A 17,455-nucleotide genomic window follows, 5' to 3' on the forward strand; every position below is an offset into this window, starting at 1 on the left:
CCCGTAATCCCTCAGCTATCGCATGCATACGCTGCTCTCCAGTGCGGCGAGAATCGAAGGGTCTACATCCGAATCAAGACAATCGGATCAATCGCGAGGAACCGCAAAAATGCGAGAGGTACGTCGATGACTTCGACACGGGGTGAGGATCCAGGAGTCCTCGCGGGAGGGGTGCGCCGCGCCCTGCGGGAGGCATCGGACTAGATGTAGCTGGTCATGACGTTATCGACGTTGGCGTGGAGGCGTGAGGCCGGTGGCTGATCGCCGCAGGCGGTGTGTGGGCGATGGTAGTCATAGTGATGGGTCCAGACGCCGATCGCTTCTCGTCTCTCGCTCTCGGAGTCGTAAGCGCGGGCGTATAGACACTCGTCGGTCATCAGCCGCTGGTAGCGCTCGATCTTCCCGTTGTGGCGGGGCGTATAGATCCGGGTGCGCTGGTGCCGGCCGATAAACGCACAGGTCGAACGGCGGAACGCCTTAGCGGTGTAGTTGCTGCCGTTGTCCGTGACCAGGCGAGAGATCCGCGTGATCCCATGCTCGGCGAAGAACACCAGCGCGGTGGAAGAACGCGATCGTCGTCGCGGCGGTCTCGTCCTCGAGCGCCTCGGTGTAGGCCAGGCGCGAGAACCCGTCCTCCACGGCGTGGAAGTAGGTGTAGCCGACTTTCTGGTCGTGGGATCGCCTGCTGGCCAGAGCCCTCGTACTGCCGTGGCCATGGACCCGCCAGCCGCCGCCGTCGGGGATCTTCCCGACCTTCTTCACGTCCATGTGGATCATGTGCTCGGGATAGCGGGGGTGATCTTCCCTGGTCGGCGCAGATTCTCCCCGTCCGGGGTGATGTTGTGAATCCGGTTCAGACCGAGCCGGTCCAGCCACCGCGTCGCCGTCCGGACACTGCAGCGGACGTGGTGCCCGTCGATGAGCTCGCGGGCGATGCGGCGGGCAGACCACTTCTTCTTGCGCCGCCAGTGCTCGATCAGCTCCACTACTTCCGCGGGCAGACGCGATGGCCGGTTCGCCGGGGCGCTGGAGCGGTCCTCCAGCCCGGCCGCACCGGCAGCTCGGTAGCGACCGACCCACGTCGAGAGCGTCGCGCGGGCGATGTGGAACTCGGCGGCGACGTGCGCGATCGGCCGGCCACGCTCGAGGACCTGGGCGACGGCGCGCTGCCTTCCGAGCACGGTCAGCGGGGCATTACGGTGGGTCACGGAACGGGTCTCCTCCCAGCAGATGAATGGCTTCAGCACCACCCATCGTGCAGGTCAGGGACCCGTTCCTTCATCCCCACCCCGCTGTCTACAACGTCATGACCCGCAACATTTAGAAGGGCGCTAGGCGCTCGCGAGAGCGATCCTCAGTGGCTGCGAGCACATCCAGCACGACGCCCATCATCTTTGTGCGCTGCTCCTGCTGCGCGGGAACATCCCAGAGGTTGTCTAGCTCATCGGGGTCGGCGGCCAGGTCGTACAGCTCGCCGGTGCGGTCGCGGTCGGTCGCGGGACGGCCATGGTGCACCACGATCTTCCAGCTCCCGCGCCGCACCATAGTGGTGAACACCGGCGGGTCGTAAGCCCAGCATCCGTCCCGGTATTCCGAGAGGACCCAGCCACGGTCCTCCCAGTCCTCGCCCCGCCACAGCGGCCCCAGGTCCCGGCCTTCAGCGTGGGGAAGTCCACGGGACCCCGCGGCGGCCAGGGTCGTGCTGGTGAGGTCGATCCATTCTACGAGCTCCCCGCGCACCTGGCCGGCGGGGACGGTCCCGGGCCGACGCACAATCAGAGGCACCTTCACCGAGCAGTCAAACATCATCGGCCCTTTGAGCAGCATGCGGTGGTCGCCCAGCATCTCGCCATGGTCGCTGGTAAAGATCACGAGCGTGTCCTCGGCGAGCCCCTCGCTGTCCAGCGCCCCGAGGATCCGCCCCACCTCCTCGTCCACCAGGGAGACCATGGCGTAGTACTGAGCGATGATTTCCTGTAGCTGCTCCGGGCTGTAGTCGTCGAATCCCGGCATGTGCCCGGCGTACGACTTCGCCGACTCCTGTTGGTAGATTGCCGGCTTCGTCTCCAGCTCGCCCTCGATGGTGACTGGCCGGGGCAGCGACTGCGCGTCGTACATCTCGCGGAACCGTTCGGGGGCCTCGAAGCCGTGATGGGGATCGAAGAAGTTCGCGATGAAGCAGAACGGCTTGTCCTTGTCGCGGGTGTGCGCGAGGAACTCGATCGTTTCCTCCGCGATCCAGCGGCTGTAGTGCGCTTCCTGGGGGAGCGCGTCGATCGACCGTTGCCGTTCTACGACGGCGTCGCGGTACAGATCCGGGTGGGTGCGCCGCAGCCAGTTGTGGTACTCGTTCGCGGGGGAGCGCACATAGGGGTCGTGCGCCCAGCGGAAGATCCGGAAACCGTCGTTCAGCCGCGGCTCGATCCTGCCGGCGAAGGCGGAGCCGAGATGGAACTTCCCGGCGAGTCCGCAGTCGTACCCCTCGTTGGCCAGGACCGTGGTGAACAGCTCCGTGTCCGGATCCATGTCCACGCCGTTGGCCCACAGGCCGTGGTGGCGCGGATACCTCCCCGTCATCAGACTGCCGCGGGAGGGCGCGCACACCGGCGACTGGGTGTAACAGTTCTCGAATCGGGTGCCCTGGGCGGCCAAGCGGTCCAGGTGCGGGGTGTGGATGTGTGGATTGCTGGCGGCACCGAGGGCGTCGTAGCGCTGCTGGTCGGTGCTGATCAGAAGGATGTTCGGGCGGGTCATGGGGTCTCGCTTCCGGGTGGAGAAGGCGGGCAGGGGCCGTCAGTTCTTCACGGCACCGGCGATCCCTTCGACGAAGTGACGCTGGAGCAGCAGGAACAGGGCAAGGATGGGCAGCAGGGAGATCGAAGCGGCTGCGGCCAGGCCCGCCCAGTCCGTGGAGTTCGTGCCCTGGAAGGCGAGCATCCCCACGGCCACCGTGCGGTTCTCGGGAGTGGAGAAGGTGAACACCAAGGGCAGGAAGAAGTTGTTCCAGGTGCCCAGGAACGTCAGCACCACCACGGTGGCGGTGACCGGTCCCGACAGCGGCAGCATCACTCGGAAGAACGTGCGCAGGAAGCCTGCGCCATCGATCACCGCGGCCTCTTCCAGCTCCTTCGGGATCCGGGAGAAGAACCCCATATACAGCAGGACGGCAGCGACATTGCCGCCGCCGGCCATGGCGAGCACCAACCCCGCGCGAGTGTTCAGCAGGCCCAGCAGGTCGGACAGCTCCACCACGGGCACGATGAATAGGCCGGTGGGGATGAACATCGTGGCCACCAGCACTGTCATGATGAGCCGGCGGCCCCGAAAGCGGTAGCGAGCGAGCACGTAGCCGGCGGTCGCGCAGCGCACCACCACCAGCACGATGCTCGCTGCCGTGATGACGACGGAGTTGAGCATGTATTGCGAGAACCCGGCCTCAGACCAGGCTGCGGCGTAGTTCTCGGGGTGCCAGGTCTCAGGGATCAGATTAAGGCCGCTCGCGAAAATGTCCAGAGAGTCCTTGAACGAGGCTGAGAGCACCCAGAGCAGCGGGTATAGCCAGACGAGGCCGAGGACTGCGAGCCCGAGGGTCTGGAGCCAGCGCAGCGCACGCCGAGGGATCCGTCGGTGCTTCGTGAGGGCGGGGCGATCATCCGCGGGGTGGACGGTCGACGTAGCGTCGGCGGTCATCGGTGCCGCTCCTGTCTCCGTCGTGCCAGCGACATCAGGGCGGTCAGCGATCCGATGAGCAGGACGGTGATCACACCGAAGGCGACGCCGATCGCGGAGGCGTACCCGAGATCCGGGCGGCCGTCGCCGAAGGCCGTGTCGTAGATGTAGACCTCGGTGACCATGGTCGAGAAGAAGGGGCCGCCGCCGGTCATGGTGACCACCAGATCGAAGATCTGCATGGTCTCCACCACTGTGAGCACTGTGATGATGATGGCGAAGGGTGTCAGCAGCGGCAGCGTCACGTGCCGCAGGCGCTGCCAGGGTCCGGCTCCGTCGACTTCCGCGGCATCCAGCAGTTCGCGGGGCACGGTCTGCAGTGCGGCCAGCCAGTAGATGAGCGTCACCCCCATCCACTTCCACACGTGAACCCCCATGACGCTGCCGAGCGCGGTGTCCGAGCTGCCCAGGAAGTCGACGGGCCCCTGGCCCACCAGCTCCAGCAGCGCGTTGACAGGACCACTGGAAGGGTCGAGCACGAAGCCCATCAAGATACCTACGATCGCGGTGGTCGCCACCACCGGCACGAAGAACGCGGTGCGCAGCAGCCCGGCGAAGGGCAGTCGCGGGTCGTTCAGCATCATCGCGAGCACGAGCGAGGCGCCGACGCGGATCGGCACGGTCACCACGATGATCAGCAGTGTGATGCCTAACGACTTCCAGAACAGATCGTCGGACAGCAGGCGGGCGAAGTTATCCAGTCCGGTGAAGCTGCGGGCCTGTCCGAGACCGCGCCATTCGAGCATCGAGTAGTAGATGCTCGAAAGACTCGGCCACACCGTGTACAGCGTGAACAAGATCAGTGTGGGAGCGAGGAAGAGGGCGATCCACCACGGGGAGCGGTTGCCTCCCGGGCCGTCGGTGGGCGGACGTGCACGACCCGACGGAGGGGCGACCTGCTCCGACGCGGACGACGGTGCGAGAGTCCCGGTCATCTTCTTCCCTCCTCAGTACTTCGTCGCGTCGTAGTCGTCGCCAAGGTGGTAGTCCTCGAAGACCCAGTCATCGAGGGAGACCTCGGTGCCGTCGGCGGTGACGGCGTCGATCGCCTTCTCCCGCTCCGCGGTGACGGCGTGCGAATAGGTCTTCAATGCGGATCGTGCGTCGTCGAGGTCGCCGCCCAGGTAGCCCTGGGCGATCTCGCCCAGGTTCGGGCGTACGTCGTCCATTTGTGCAATGACGGTCCCGACGGCCGCGTTGCGGGCTACCGGGCTGGGAGCGAGGAAGCAGTTCTTGCGGAAGATGCCGATCGCCGCGGCGTAAGCGTCCGCAACATCGGCGGAGCTCACGGCGTCGAGGTCGGTGGGAGGCTGATCCATGTTCGCCGCGAGGGCGGCGCTGAACTCCGGCCGAGTGAGCAGGGAGAACAAGCCGCCGACGGCGTCGACGTGGGTGGAGGCCGCGTTGCGCCAGAACTGGCCCTCGGCCGGTCCGCGGGCAGTGACGCCCTTTCCGTCGGGCGAGGGCACGTTCGACACCGCCAATACCGGCAGAAAGTCCGCGAACTCGCCGGCCACCACGCCGGCATTCCACGGGCCGTCGAAGAAGATCGCGGCATCACCGGAAGCCCAGCGCACCCGCGCCTCCCGTGCGTCCAGAGAGGTCGAGGCGGGGAGCATGTATCCGTCGGAGATCAGGGACTTCAGGAACTCGAGTGAGTCGACGAATGCGTCGGCGTGGAATACGTACTCGCCGGTGGCGGGATCGGTGACGCCTGCGCTGCCGCCGCCGTGGGCCAACGCCTGACCGGCGGCCTGGGCCAGGTCCACCAGATGCTCGCCCATGCGGTCGGGAAACGCCAGGTTCGTGATCCACGGACTTGTGGTGCCGGCAGAGACCAGATCGGCGCAGAGTGAGCGGAATCCATCCCAACTGAGCGCCCCGGCATCCGGGTCGTGACCTGCAGCCTGCACCATCTCCCGGTTCATCCAGGCAAGGCTCGAATGCTGCTGGTGGCTGAAGATCGGGACTGAGTGCACCTGTCCGTCGAAGACGTGGATTCCCTCGAACAGCACCTCGGCGACCGCTTGCTGGGCTTCGTCGTCCAGCGTGACTGGGCCCACGGTGCCGTCGGCGACCAGGGCGGCCGACGGGACGCTGAAGAGATTCGTGAACACGTCCGGCAGCTGATCGCTGGTCTGAGCGAGCTGGAGAGCCTGGCCCATGTCGTTGGGGTTGTAGACGGTGCGTTCGACCTCCGCTCCGCCGTCGGCGGCGAAATCGTCGAAAAGACCCGTCAGGGCCTTCTCCAAGGGGTCGAAGTGGTCCCACCACAGCACATTCGAGGACCCTTCACCGGCTCCGCCATCCCCGGAGGACGACGAGCGGGAGCAGGCGGTCGCGGACGTGGCGGATGCGAGTGCGGTGAGGGCGAGTAATCGGCGGCGGGTGATGATGACCATGGAGGCTCCTGAAGGTCGTGGTACGACGTTGTACTGGCGTGGACGCTAGACGGGCTCGTCAGGACTGTCAACGCACAGAGAGAAGCAAATTGGCACGTCAAGGCCAGTCGAGTGCCGACTGTTTGGACAGCGAGTGCCGCTTCAGTGATACAGAACAATCGGTACGTTAAGCTCTGCGCGAGGACGATGTGAGGAGCCCCCATGGCCAGACGACCAGCGGCCCCGCTGAGGCTGCGAGCGGGAGACCGGGAGGTGCTGGAGACGGTCGCTGAGGGCACCGATCCCGCCGCAGCACAACGGGCGAGAATCCTCCTCGCTGCGGCCGACGGCATCTCGAATACCGAGATCGCCGAAAGCCTCGGCGCCTCGCGACAGAGCGTTCTACGATGGCGCGGCCGCTACGGCGCCGAAGGGGTCGACTGCCTCCGGGACCGTCCGCGGCCGGGTCGCCCACAGGCGCTGAGCCCGGCGGAGATCGTAGCGCGGGCCCTGCGGGCGCCGAGTTCGGCGGAGGCCGCGAGCGGGCGCTGGAGCACACGCACACTCGCGAACGCTCTGGGAATCAGCTCCGCGACGGTTGCGCGAGCCTGGACTCAGTACGGTCTGGCTCCCTCCGAGGCCGGTGCGCTCGAGTTCGACACCCGGCCGACGATGATCCTCCGCCCCGGACGCATCGTGGGGCTCCTGCTGAACCCGCCCGTCGGCCTCGTGGCCTTCGTCGAAGCGGAGCGCGAGGCGGACGGGCACTCGGCGGGGGAGGCCCCCGCGCGCCAGGGACCGAGACGAGCCGGATTGGAGGCCGCGCGAGAGATCGCAGCCGAGCTCGCCGCAGCACGCGCCCACGAAGATCGCACCGGTGTCGCCCACCCCTCCGAGAAGGATGTCGCGGAGTTCCTGGAGAATGCCCGTGAGCGCGGAGCGCAGGTGATCGGCACCGGGGCCGGCATCCAGGAGACCGGAGAAACGGCGGCGGTTGACACCTTCTCCGAGTGGCGACGGGCCGTTGAGGCACTCACCGTGGCAGCAGCGGTCGCCGGCGACGTCGACGGGCTGAGCTCTCTCCGAGAGCGCTTGCGGGACTCTGCCATCTCCGCGGATACCGTCATCTGGTCTGACGGCGACGTATCCATCGCGCGACCCTCGCGCGTGACGATGCGGGACGTCGCGACCGCGGCCGACGTGTCGATCAAGACGGTCTCAAACGCTCTCACCGGCGCAAAGCACGTCGCACCGGGCACTCAGCGCCGTATCGATCACGCCGTCCGGGAGCTCGGCTATCAGGTGAACACCGCAGCCCGCCAGCTGCGCACCGGGCGTCACGGCGCGTTGGTGCTCGCTGTCCCTGAGCTCCGCCTGAGCTACTTCGCGGAACTGGCCGAGAAGATCATCGACGAAGCCGAACGCCACCAGTTGAGCGTGCTCGTCCAGACCACCCGAGGAGATCTGCATCGGGAGCTCCGCGTCATCGATAGCGCACGGCGCCGAGCCGATGGGCTGATCATCGCCGCCCACGCGTTACGCCACGACACCCTGAGCCGCCTGACCACTACTGGCCCCCTCGTCGTGCTCGGCGAGGCGGTCCAAGGAATCGGCGCCGATCAGATCACCATCAGCAATGCCGACGCCGCGACGACCGCCATGGACCACCTCTTAGAGATCGGTCGCCGTCGCGTAGTCATGCTGGGTATCGCACCCCGCGCCGTGGCCGAAGCGCGGGTTCGGGGATGCCGAGCCTCGGCCGACCGCCATGGAGTGGACCTCGACCCAGCGCTCATGCTCCCTGCCACCTTGTGGCGCCGCGACGAAGGCGAACGGGCGCTGCTGGAGCTGCTGGACCGGGGCGTCCCCTTTGACGCTGTCGTCGGCTTCAACGACGAGCTCGCTCTCGGCGCTCAGCACGCCCTGCTGGCCCGGGGAGTGAACATCCCCGAGGACGTCGCCGTCATCGGCTTCGACAACTCCAACGACGCCGTCTACTCCACCCCCGGTCTCACCTCGATTGCGCCGGCCTTCGACGTCATCGCCCGCACGGCAGTTTCCTTGGTGACGGATTATCCTGCAAAGGGCAGTTCGCGAGACGCGCCAATTCACGTCATTGCCCCACACCGACTCATGGTGCGCGGTTCCACCTCCTGAGGCGCACCGCCGTGGCACAGCTGTACTGCGTTCGCTGTATCCACACGTCGAGGCCTTGCAGCTGCCTTGCGCCTGCGATCGACTCCGAACGACAGTGTGAAGCGTCCGCAGATGATGCCCACCCCCTTGTGAGGGATCGCCTTCCGGTATGCCGGGTCCGCGGCAGCATGGCGGGTCGAACACCACCATTGTCCTCACGGGGACAGCGGGAGGAGCGCGCCACCGGTCCCGACCTTCACACGGCGGCCGAGCCAGCGGGATTCGCCGACAGGCCTTGGCCGGTCTGGTGGTGAGGTCGGCCAGGCGGCGCTCGATGTTGACGGTGGCGGAGCGTGCGGCGCTCTCGCGGCCGCGGCGGTCGGTGCGTAGAGCGACCGGGTCGTCCACCGAGTCGACCCAACCGGTGGCGATGGCGAATCCGCGCATGGCCAGCGATCGATTCCGACGATGCGCGCGGCGAGGGCTGCCGGGATCTGATCGCCTGGCGACGTGGGAAGTCCCTCCGTGGCGTAGATGCTGACAGTCTCGCGGGCGGGGCGCGCATCACGTGCTGGGCGAGGGGAGGGGCCAGCGGAGCGATCGCCTGTGATTCATCGCCGAGCTGCGGCCCGATGTGGGGTGGACTACGTGGGTCGGTCCACGCGTGCTCAGAGAAAGTATGTGCTCAAACCGTGCTCAAATCGGCCTGGCCTGGGTCATTCTGGGGGCATCGGTGCAGGTCACAGCTCATGGTTAAGGGTGCCGGATGCGGGACTCGAACCCGCACGCCCTCACGGACAGCGCATTTTGAGTGCGCCGCGTCTACCATTCCGCCAATCCGGCTCGCCCCCTCGCGGGAGGGCTGGACTAGAATACCGCTGATGACCACCGTCCTCGACCACGCGGGTGCAGCGCACCCGGGGGCAGGGCACAACCCGAGACACAGGGCGACATGACAGACGAGAACGCTTCCCTTCCCGACGACCCCCAGGACCTCTCCGCCCCGGAGGAGGGCAGCTCCCGCCGCACCGCGGTGGTGGCCGAGGACGAGAGCCTCATCCGCATGGACATCGTGGAGACCCTGACCGAGGCCGGATTCGAGGTCGTCGCCGCGGTCGGCGACGGCGAGAGCGCCGTGGACAAGGCCCGCGAACTGCGCCCCGACGTGGTCGTGATGGACGTGAAGATGCCGCAGACCGACGGCGTCACCGCCGCCGAGCGGATCGGTGAGGACAATCTCGCCCCCGTCGTGATGCTCACCGCCTTCTCACAGGCCGAGCTGGTCGAGCGGGCGCGGGACGCCGGCGCCATGGCCTACGTGGTCAAGCCGTTCACCCCCGCGGACCTGCTGCCCGCGATCGAGATCGCGATCTCCCGCTTCACGCAGATCACCCAGCTCGAGTCCGAGATCGCCGACCTCGGCGAGCGGTTCGAGACCCGCAAGCGCGTGGACCGCGCCAAGGGCCTGCTGCAGACGAACATGGGCCTGTCGGAGCCGGAGGCGTTCCGCTGGGTCCAGAAGACCTCCATGGATCGTCGGCTGACGATGCGCGAGGTCGCCGACGCCGTGATCGACCAGCTCGGCGGCGCCGGCAAGGAATGACGCACTGACGGACCGACGGGCTCCCGGAGCGCGTCGGGACCATCGATCCGGCGCCGGGGCCCGCCGGGACGAGAGGGGGAGCACAGGGAGATGTCGATCTCGCGGCGCACGCTGGTGCGCGGCCTCGGGGCGGGGGTGCTCGGCGCCGGGTCCCTGTCGGCCTGCACCGGCGGACGTCGTGGGAGGCAGCCCGAGACGACAGGGCCGACGGGCCAGGCCCTCACCGAGCCGGACACGCCGCTGACCCTGGGCTCGATCGGTTCCTCCGTCGGGCGGTCCGCGGCCTTCGAGACGCCGATCAGCCTGGCCCTCGGCCAGGCGATGATCGACGTGAACAAACGGTGGGGCGGCCTGTTCGGCCACGAGGTCACCCTCCTCGAGCGCCACGTGATGGCCGAGCCCGGCGAGGATCTCACCGACGTCATCGCCGGGTTCGCCGAGGCCGGGGTGAACGCGGTGATCACCTCGATCGACGAAGAGGCCCTGATCGCCGCGATCCCCGCCTTCGTCGACGCCGGGATCGCGGTGATCGACGTGTTCACCTCGGGCATGAGCGTGCGCGCCCCCGAGGTAATCTCCTCGAACATGCTGATCCGCCTGGCGCCGAACGACATCGCGCTGGCCGCGCTGTACGCGGAGGCCTCCTGGGCGGCCAGCTCGGACAAGGGCGGCCCCCCGGGAACGGTCGCTCTCCTCTCCGAGGACACCGCGCACGGGCACAGCCTGCGCGAGGAGCTCAGCCGGATCCTCGACCCCGACGGGGGCGGGGTCGTCGCCGAGCACTTCTACCCGGCCGGGTCGATGGGGAAGAGCGCCCCCATCGTCGAGAAGATCTTGACGACCCCGCCGGCCCTGCTGGTGCTCAACACGGGCCCCGAGGCGGGGCCGCTGCTGTCCGCGCTGCACGAGGCCACGCTCGATGAGGAGGGGAAGCGTCCCACCGTCGAGTTCGCGCGCCGGCTCAGCCCGGCCGCGAGCGTGGACTACGGCGCCGCCGAGCTCGCGCCGGAGTCGCTCAGCTCGGCGACCGGGTATCTTCCCGGGGCCGAGCTCACCGTCGACCACGTGAACATGATGCTCAACCTCGATGCGTCCCTCCAGCGCACGGGCTACGGATACTCGCAGCAGGCCTACGATGCCGCGGTGCTGGCCTGCCTGGCGGCCCAGGACGCCCTGTCGGTCGACGGGGTCGACATCGCCGCCTCCGTCGGCGCGGTGCTCACCGGGACCGAGGAGTGCTCGAGCTACGGCGACTGCAGCTCGATCCTGCGCACCGGGGTGCAGACGCAGGAACGAACGACGGTCTCCTACAGCGGGCGGATGGGCCCGCTCGAGCTGGGATCGGCCAAGGACCCTCGCACCGGGACGCTGCGGACCTTCGCCTGGAACGAGGCCAACGAGAGACAGGCCGACGGCGACCAGGACTTCGAGACCCCCGAGTGACCCGCGCTCCGTCGGGTGACCGCGCGCTCAGCGCGACGGCAGCAGCATGGTCTGGACGGTGACGGTGCTCAGCAGCGCCCCCGACTCGTCGTGCACGTCCACCAGATAGCTCGCGACCTGCCGGCCGGCATGACGGACGGTGCAGGTCGCGGTGACGGTGCCGGAGCGCGCCGAACGATGGTGCAGCGCGGAGACCGAGGTGCCGACCGCCTGCGCCCCCTCGCCGTGGACCTCGCGCGCCTGCAGCATCGCCGCGAAGGAGGCGATCGACTCGGCCAGCGCGATGGTCGCGCCGCCGTGCAGCAGACCGGCCGGCTGGGTGTTGCCCGCCACCGGCATGGTCATGATCCCGCCCCGCGCATCCAGCTCGCGCAGCTCCATCCCGCACCGCTCCACCATCGTGCCCCGGATCATGGGGGCGACCAGAGCGCGCAGGCGCTGGCCGGTCAGCGGGGAGGAGGGGATCTCGGGCAGGTCGCTCAGGGAACTCATGCCCCGAGCGTGCCACACGCGGCACCTCCCGGCCGCCGGATCTGCGGACGTCCGCCCGACGTGCGAGACTTCTCCTCATGAGTGCGAGCGACACCGGTGACCAGCGCATCCTTCTGATCGACGGGCACGCCATGGCGTTCCGCGCCTTCTTCGCGCTGCCTGCCGACGGCTTCAGCGACGGGCGCGGGCAGGCGACCAACGCCGTCTACGGCTTCGCCCGGATGCTCATCAACGTCGTGACCTCGGAGCGGCCGACCCACGTCGCGGTCGCCTTCGACCTGCCCGGCGGCACCTTCCGCGACCGCATCTACGATCAGTACAAGGGCGGGCGTGAGGTGACCCCGCCCGAGTTCGTCGGCCAGATCGACTTGATCATGCAGGTGCTCGACGCGCTCGGGGTGTGCTGGCTGACCGTCGAGGACTACGAGGCCGACGACATCATCGCCACCCTCGCCACGCGCGCCGCCCGCGAGGGCGGGGAGGCGCTGATCGTCACCAGCGATCGCGACGCGATCCAGCTGGTGGACGAGAAGGTCACCATGCTGCAGCCGGTCAAGGGCGTCACCGAGATGCGCCGGATGACGCCCGCCGCCGTCGAGGAGAAGTACGGGATCCCGCCGGAGCGGTACTCCGATCTCGCCGCCCTGGTCGGCGAGGCGGCCGACAATCTGCCCGGGGTGCCGGGTGTCGGCCCCAAGACCGCCGCGAAGTGGATCGTGAAGTACGGCGATCTGCCCGGCATCATCGCCCATGCCGGCGAGATCTCCGGCAAGGCCGGCCAGTCGCTGCGCGACCATCTCGAGGACGTCGAGCGCAACCGATTGATGAACGCCGCGGTCCTCGACCTCGACCTGCCGACCGATCCCGGTCGCTACGCGCTCGGCGGCGGGGGCCGCGAGCGCATCGCGGCCGTGTTCGACGAGCTCGCCTTCGGCGACACCATCCGGCGCGATCTGCCGGCGGTGCTGTTCGGCGAGGACGGGGACGCGTCCGCGGAGCAGGAACCGGTCGTGGAGGTGCTCGAGCTCGACGGGGCGACCGGCCTGCACGCTCTGCTGGGGGAGGACTCCGAGCCGCTGGCCCTGACGATCGCCGACGACGTGCGCGGCGGGCCGATGCTGGGGATCGCGACCGGCCGGGCCCGGGCCGCGGTCCGCCTCGAGCAGCTCGACCCCGACGCGTCCTCCGTGCTGTCCGAGTCGCTCGGGGGCACGCGGGAGGTGCGCACCACCGACGTCCCCGCGGTGCGTTCCTGGCTGCAGCTGAACGGTTACCCGCTCGGTGAGCGGGCCCGGGACCTGGCTCTGGAGGCCTTCGTCCTGCGGCCCGGGGCGCGCAGCTATGACGCCGAGGCGCTGGGCACGGAGCTGGGGGGCGCCCGCTTCGACCCGCGGCCGCGCAAACCTGCCGACTCCTCCCTGGCGAAGGAGACGCCCGAGGTGCGCTCGGGCCACGTCGCCGCCGCGGGCGCCCGGCTGGCCGAGGCCGCCTCGGCGCTGCACCCGGCGGCCGAGGAGCTCACGCGCCGCCACGGCGAGGAGCCCTGGGCCGTCGGCATCCTCGAGGACCTCGAGCGACCCCTGCAGACGGTGCTGGAGACCATGCACGCACGGGGCATCGCGATCGACCAGAGGGCGCTGGCGGCGCTGCGCGAGGAGTTCGAGGGCTTCGTCTCCCAGGCCAAGCGGGAGGCCGGCGCGATCGTGGGCGAGGAGGTCAACCTCGCCTCCCCCAAGCAGCTGCAGGTGGTGCTGTTCGAGACCCTCGCGCTGCCGACCACGCGGAAGATCTCCTCCGGCCACTCCACCGACGCGGAGTCCCTCACCGACCTCCTGGAGAAGCTGGAGCCGGGGTCCTCGGGCCACGACTTCCTGTCCTGGCTGCTGCGCTTCCGGGAGATGAGCAAGCTGACCGGGTACGTCGTCGGCCTGGACAAGGTCCACGACAGCTCCTCGCGGGTCCATACGACGTTCCAGCAGACCGCCGCGGCGACCGGTCGGCTCGCCTCCACCGAACCCAACCTCCAGAACATCCCGGTGCGCACCGCGGAGGGCCAGCGCATCCGCGACGTCTTCGTCGCGGGGGAGGGATACGAGACGCTGCTGACGGCCGACTACTCCCAGATCGAGATGCGCATCATGGCGCACCTGTCCGAGGACGCCGGATTGATCGAGGCCTTCCAGACGGGCGAGGACCTGCACAACTTCGTCGCCTCCCGCGTGTTCGGGGTCTCGCCGGACGCCGTCGACCCGGCGATGCGCTCCAAGACCAAGGCCGTCAGCTACGGCCTCGCCTACGGGCTGAGCGCCTTCGGGCTCTCCCGGCAGCTGCGGATCTCCCGGGCGGAGGCGACCGACCTCCGCGACGGCTACTTCGAGCGCTTCGGCGGGGTGCGGGACTACCTGCATCGGAGCGTCGAGACGGCTCGGTCCACCGGATTCACCGAGACCATCCTCGGCCGACGCCGCTACCTGCCGGACCTCACCTCCGACAACCGCCAGCGCCGGGAGAACGCCGAGCGCGTCGCCCTGAACTCCCCGATCCAGGGCAGCGCCGCCGACATCATCAAGCTCGCGATGCTCGCCGTGGAGCGACGGATGCGCGCGGACGCGCTCGACTCGAGGATGCTGCTGCAGGTCCACGACGAGCTCGTGCTCGAGGTCGCCCCGGGCGAGCTCGACGCCGTCCGGAGGATCGTGGTCGAGGGGATGGACCGCGCCTACGATCTCTCGGTCCCGCTCGAGGTCGGCGTCGGCGTCGGTCGCACCTGGCGCGAGGCGGCGCACTGACGGCCCGGGGTCCGACGGCGGTGGTGTGCGATGGCGGGGCGACCGACCTCACACGGGTCCGCGGTGGCCGAGCGCCCTGGTCCCTCGCGCTTCGCAGGGACTGCTGGTAAGCTCGTGGGGGTCTGTGCGCGGACCGTCCCGCCCGTCGGGAGCCGCCGTGCACGGATGCGCCCCTCGCGGGTCGCCGCACGCCCATCGTTCCTACTCATACCTGTCCCGACGGAGTCCATACCTACATGACCGACACCACGACCCCCCAGATCGCCATCAACGACATCGGCGGCGCCGACGAACTCATGGCTGCCATCGATGCGACCATCAAGTACTTCAACGATGGTGACATCGTCGAGGGCACCGTGGTGAAGGTCGATCACGATGAGGTCCTCCTGGACATCGGCTACAAGACCGAGGGCGTCATCCCCTCGCGAGAGCTGTCCATCAAGCACGACGTCGACCCCGGTGAGGTCGTCGAGGTCGGCGACGAGATCGAGGCCCTGGTCCTCCAGAAGGAGGACAAGGAAGGCCGGCTGATCCTGTCCAAGAAGCGCGCCCAGTACGAGCGCGCCTGGGGCACGATCGAGCAGATCAAGGACGACGAGGGCGTCGTCACCGGCCGCGTCATCGAGGTCGTCAAGGGTGGTCTCATCGTCGACATCGGCCTGCGCGGCTTCCTGCCCGCCTCCCTCGTCGAGATGCGTCGCGTGCGCGATCTGCAGCCCTACGTCGGCCAGGAGATCGAGGCGAAGATCATCGAGCTCGACAAGAACCGCAACAACGTGGTCCTGTCGCGCCGCGCCTACCTGGAGGAGACCCAGTCCGCGGTCCGCTCCGACTTCCTGCAGACCCTGCAGAAGGGCCAGGTGCGCGAGGGCGCCGTGTCCTCCATCGTCAACTTCGGCGCGTTCGTCGATCTCGGCGGTGTGGACGGCCTGGTGCACGTCTCCGAGCTCTCCTGGAAGCACATCGACCACCCCTCCGAGGTCGTCGAGGTCGGGCAGAAGGTCAACGTCGAGGTGCTCGACGTGGACATGGATCGCGAGCGCGTCTCCCTGTCGCTGAAGGCGACCCAGGAGGACCCGTGGCAGCTGTTCGCCCGCACCCACGCCATCGGCGAGGTCGTCCCGGGCAAGGTCACCAAGCTCGTCCCCTTCGGCGCCTTCGTGCGCGTCGAGGACGGCATCGAGGGCCTGGTGCACATCTCCGAGCTGGCTCAGCGCCACGTGGATCTGCCCGAGCAGGTCGTCACCGTCGACCAGGACGTCTTCGTCAAGGTCATCGACATCGATCTCGAGCGTCGCCGCATCTCGCTGTCGCTGAAGCAGGCCAACGAGGGCGTGGACCCCGAGGGTGATGACACCACCTTCGATCCGGCCCTGTACGGCATGGCCGCGGAGTACGACGAGAACGGCGAGTACAAGTACCCCGAGGGCTTCGACCCGGAGACCAACGAGTGGCTCGAGGGCTACGAGGCTCAGCGCGAGGAGTGGGAGGGTCAGTACGCTGCCGCCTACGAGCGCTGGACCGCCCACAAGACGCAGGTCGCCGAGGCGATCAAGGCCGACGAGGAGTCCGCGAACGCGCCGGCCGCCGAGTCGTCGTCCTCCTCCTCGTCCACGTCGTCCTCGACTCCGGCGGCTGCGCCCGCGGCGCAGTCCTCCTACCAGTCGAGCACCACGGACGAGGGCACGCTGGCCTCCGACGAGGCACTGGCCGCCCTGCGCGCCAAGCTCACCGGCAACTGATCGACTGATCCGTTCGCCACAGGCAGCGGCCCGGCCCCGGAAGGGGTCGGGCCGCTGCCTCGTTCCGGGGCCGAGTTCGGGCCTCGCCCTCCGACGCGCCCCGAACGGACCTGCATCCACGGCGTCCTGCAGGGCACACTGGTGCCATGACCACCGCTCTCGATGACCATCCGATCCATTCCTGGCTCACCGACATGGACGGGGTACTCGTCCACGAACAGTCCGCCCTGCCCGGAGCGGCCGACTTCATCGCGGCGCTGCAGCGCTTCGGGCGGCCCTTCCTGGTGCTCACCAACAACTCGATCTTCACACCCCGGGACCTCCGGGCCCGCCTCTCCCGCAGCGGCTTCGACATCCCCGAGGAGTCGATCTGGACGAGCGCCCTGGCCACGGCCCGCTTCCTCGCCGAGCAGGCCCCCGGCTCCGCCGCCTACGTGATCGGCGAGGCCGGACTCACCAGTGCGATGCATGACGAGGGGTTCATCCTCGCCGACACCGACGTCGAGTTCGTGGTGCTGGGGGAGACCCGCACCTATTCGTTCGAGTCGATCAGCCGCGCCATCCGCCTGATCACGAACGGGGCGAAGTTCATCGCCACCAACCCGGACGTCACCGGGCCGAGCTCGGAGGGACCGCTGCCGGCCACCGGCTCCGTGGCCGCTATGATCACCGCGGCCACGGGCATCAACCCGTACTACATCGGCAAGCCCAATCCCCTGATGATGCGCACCGCCCTGAACCGCATCGGTGCGCATTCCGAGACCTCCGTGATGATCGGGGACCGCATGGACACCGACGTGAAATCGGGCCTCGAAGCGGGGATGAGGTCCGTGCTGGTGCTCACGGGCTCCACCAGCGAGGACGAGATCGCGCAGTACCCCTACCGTCCCACTGCCGTCATGGACGGCATCGCCGATGTCGTCCCGCTCGTCGAGTCGCTCACCCCGCTGGAGTCCGTCGAGCTCGACGAGGACTGACCTGACGAGGGCTGGTATGCAGATCGTGTGTGGGCCCCGTGCATGTCGTGGCGATGGTGCTTGACCCTCCCGCCCCGCTCTGGAAAGGTCATGCCTGACTCGCAACGCGGTCAAGGAATGGTCAAGTCGTGCGGCTCGGGATCATCCCGACGTCGACCGTTCC

At 68.5% G+C, this 17,455-nt stretch carries 11 protein-coding genes, 1 tRNA gene and 1 pseudogene; 6 read left to right on the forward strand and 7 right to left on the reverse strand.

Translation table 11 applies throughout. From position 1 onward, the window contains the following. Window positions 1–200: 200 nt before the first annotated feature. The 5 genes and pseudogenes from BH708_RS01980 to BH708_RS02000 form a co-directional block, all read right to left on the reverse strand. Window positions 201–1,208 (reverse strand): annotated as a pseudogene (locus BH708_RS01980) (IS481 family transposase). 112 nt (window positions 1,209–1,320) lie between these two features. Then, entirely contained in the window at window positions 1,321–2,754 is a 1,434-nt protein-coding gene (locus BH708_RS01985; protein ID WP_076806199.1) for a sulfatase-like hydrolase/transferase, read from the reverse strand. 39 nt (window positions 2,755–2,793) lie between these two features. Further along, on the reverse strand, window positions 2,794–3,690 hold the full coding sequence (locus tag BH708_RS01990; protein ID WP_083713197.1) for a carbohydrate ABC transporter permease: 897 nt from the start codon (window positions 3,688–3,690) through the stop codon (window positions 2,794–2,796). Beyond that, complete coding sequence (locus BH708_RS01995; RefSeq protein WP_083713199.1) at window positions 3,687–4,664, reverse strand: carbohydrate ABC transporter permease; 978 nt, start codon at window positions 4,662–4,664, stop codon at window positions 3,687–3,689. The genes BH708_RS01990 and BH708_RS01995 overlap by 4 nt, the downstream gene beginning before the upstream one ends. 12 nt (window positions 4,665–4,676) lie before the next feature. After that, window positions 4,677–6,131 (reverse strand): ABC transporter substrate-binding protein, encoded by a 1,455-nt coding sequence (locus tag BH708_RS02000; protein WP_076806201.1) that lies wholly within the window; start codon window positions 6,129–6,131, stop codon window positions 4,677–4,679. Between the two features lie 252 nt (window positions 6,132–6,383). Here BH708_RS02000 and BH708_RS19525 point away from each other — a divergent pair, with 252 nt between their 5' ends. Beyond that, window positions 6,384–8,267, forward strand: a complete 1,884-nt coding sequence (locus tag BH708_RS19525) for a substrate-binding domain-containing protein (protein ID WP_172805723.1) — start codon at window positions 6,384–6,386, stop codon at window positions 8,265–8,267. 739 nt (window positions 8,268–9,006) lie between these two features. Here the strand turns inward: BH708_RS19525 and BH708_RS02015 are convergent. Then, window positions 9,007–9,089: transfer RNA gene (locus tag BH708_RS02015), tRNA-Leu, on the reverse strand. Between the two features lie 109 nt (window positions 9,090–9,198). On the opposite strand from BH708_RS02015, the gene BH708_RS02020 reads away from it, so the two are divergent. Continuing rightward, window positions 9,199–9,849: an ANTAR domain-containing response regulator gene (locus tag BH708_RS02020; protein WP_076806203.1), complete on the forward strand. Its 651-nt coding sequence runs from the start codon at window positions 9,199–9,201 to the stop codon at window positions 9,847–9,849. 90 nt (window positions 9,850–9,939) lie between these two features. Then, window positions 9,940–11,292, forward strand: a complete 1,353-nt coding sequence (locus tag BH708_RS02025; RefSeq protein WP_076806205.1) for an ABC transporter substrate-binding protein — start codon at window positions 9,940–9,942, stop codon at window positions 11,290–11,292. Window positions 11,293–11,319: 27 nt separating this feature from the next. Here BH708_RS02025 and BH708_RS02030 read toward each other — a convergent pair whose 3' ends face one another. Continuing rightward, the gene (locus tag BH708_RS02030) at window positions 11,320–11,784 is read right to left on the reverse strand and encodes a PaaI family thioesterase (protein WP_083713202.1); all 465 of its coding nucleotides are present in this window, start codon (window positions 11,782–11,784) and stop codon (window positions 11,320–11,322) included. Window positions 11,785–11,861: 77 nt separating this feature from the next. On the opposite strand from BH708_RS02030, the gene polA reads away from it, so the two are divergent. The 3 genes from polA to BH708_RS02045 all read left to right on the forward strand — a co-directional run bounded on the left by polA (window position 11,862) and on the right by BH708_RS02045 (window position 17,292). Continuing rightward, on the forward strand, window positions 11,862–14,573 hold the full coding sequence (gene polA, locus BH708_RS02035) for a DNA polymerase I (protein WP_076806207.1): 2,712 nt from the start codon (window positions 11,862–11,864) through the stop codon (window positions 14,571–14,573). A 236-nt stretch (window positions 14,574–14,809) separates the two neighbouring features. Beyond that, complete coding sequence (rpsA, locus tag BH708_RS02040) at window positions 14,810–16,315, forward strand: 30S ribosomal protein S1 (RefSeq protein ID WP_076806209.1); 1,506 nt, start codon at window positions 14,810–14,812, stop codon at window positions 16,313–16,315. Window positions 16,316–16,461: 146 nt separating this feature from the next. Continuing rightward, window positions 16,462–17,292: an HAD-IIA family hydrolase gene (locus BH708_RS02045; protein ID WP_076806211.1), complete on the forward strand. Its 831-nt coding sequence runs from the start codon at window positions 16,462–16,464 to the stop codon at window positions 17,290–17,292. Window positions 17,293–17,455: the final 163 nt, after the last annotated feature.

This window comes from Brachybacterium sp. P6-10-X1, assembly GCF_001969445.1.
Classification (GTDB): Bacteria; Actinomycetota; Actinomycetes; order Actinomycetales; family Dermabacteraceae; genus Brachybacterium.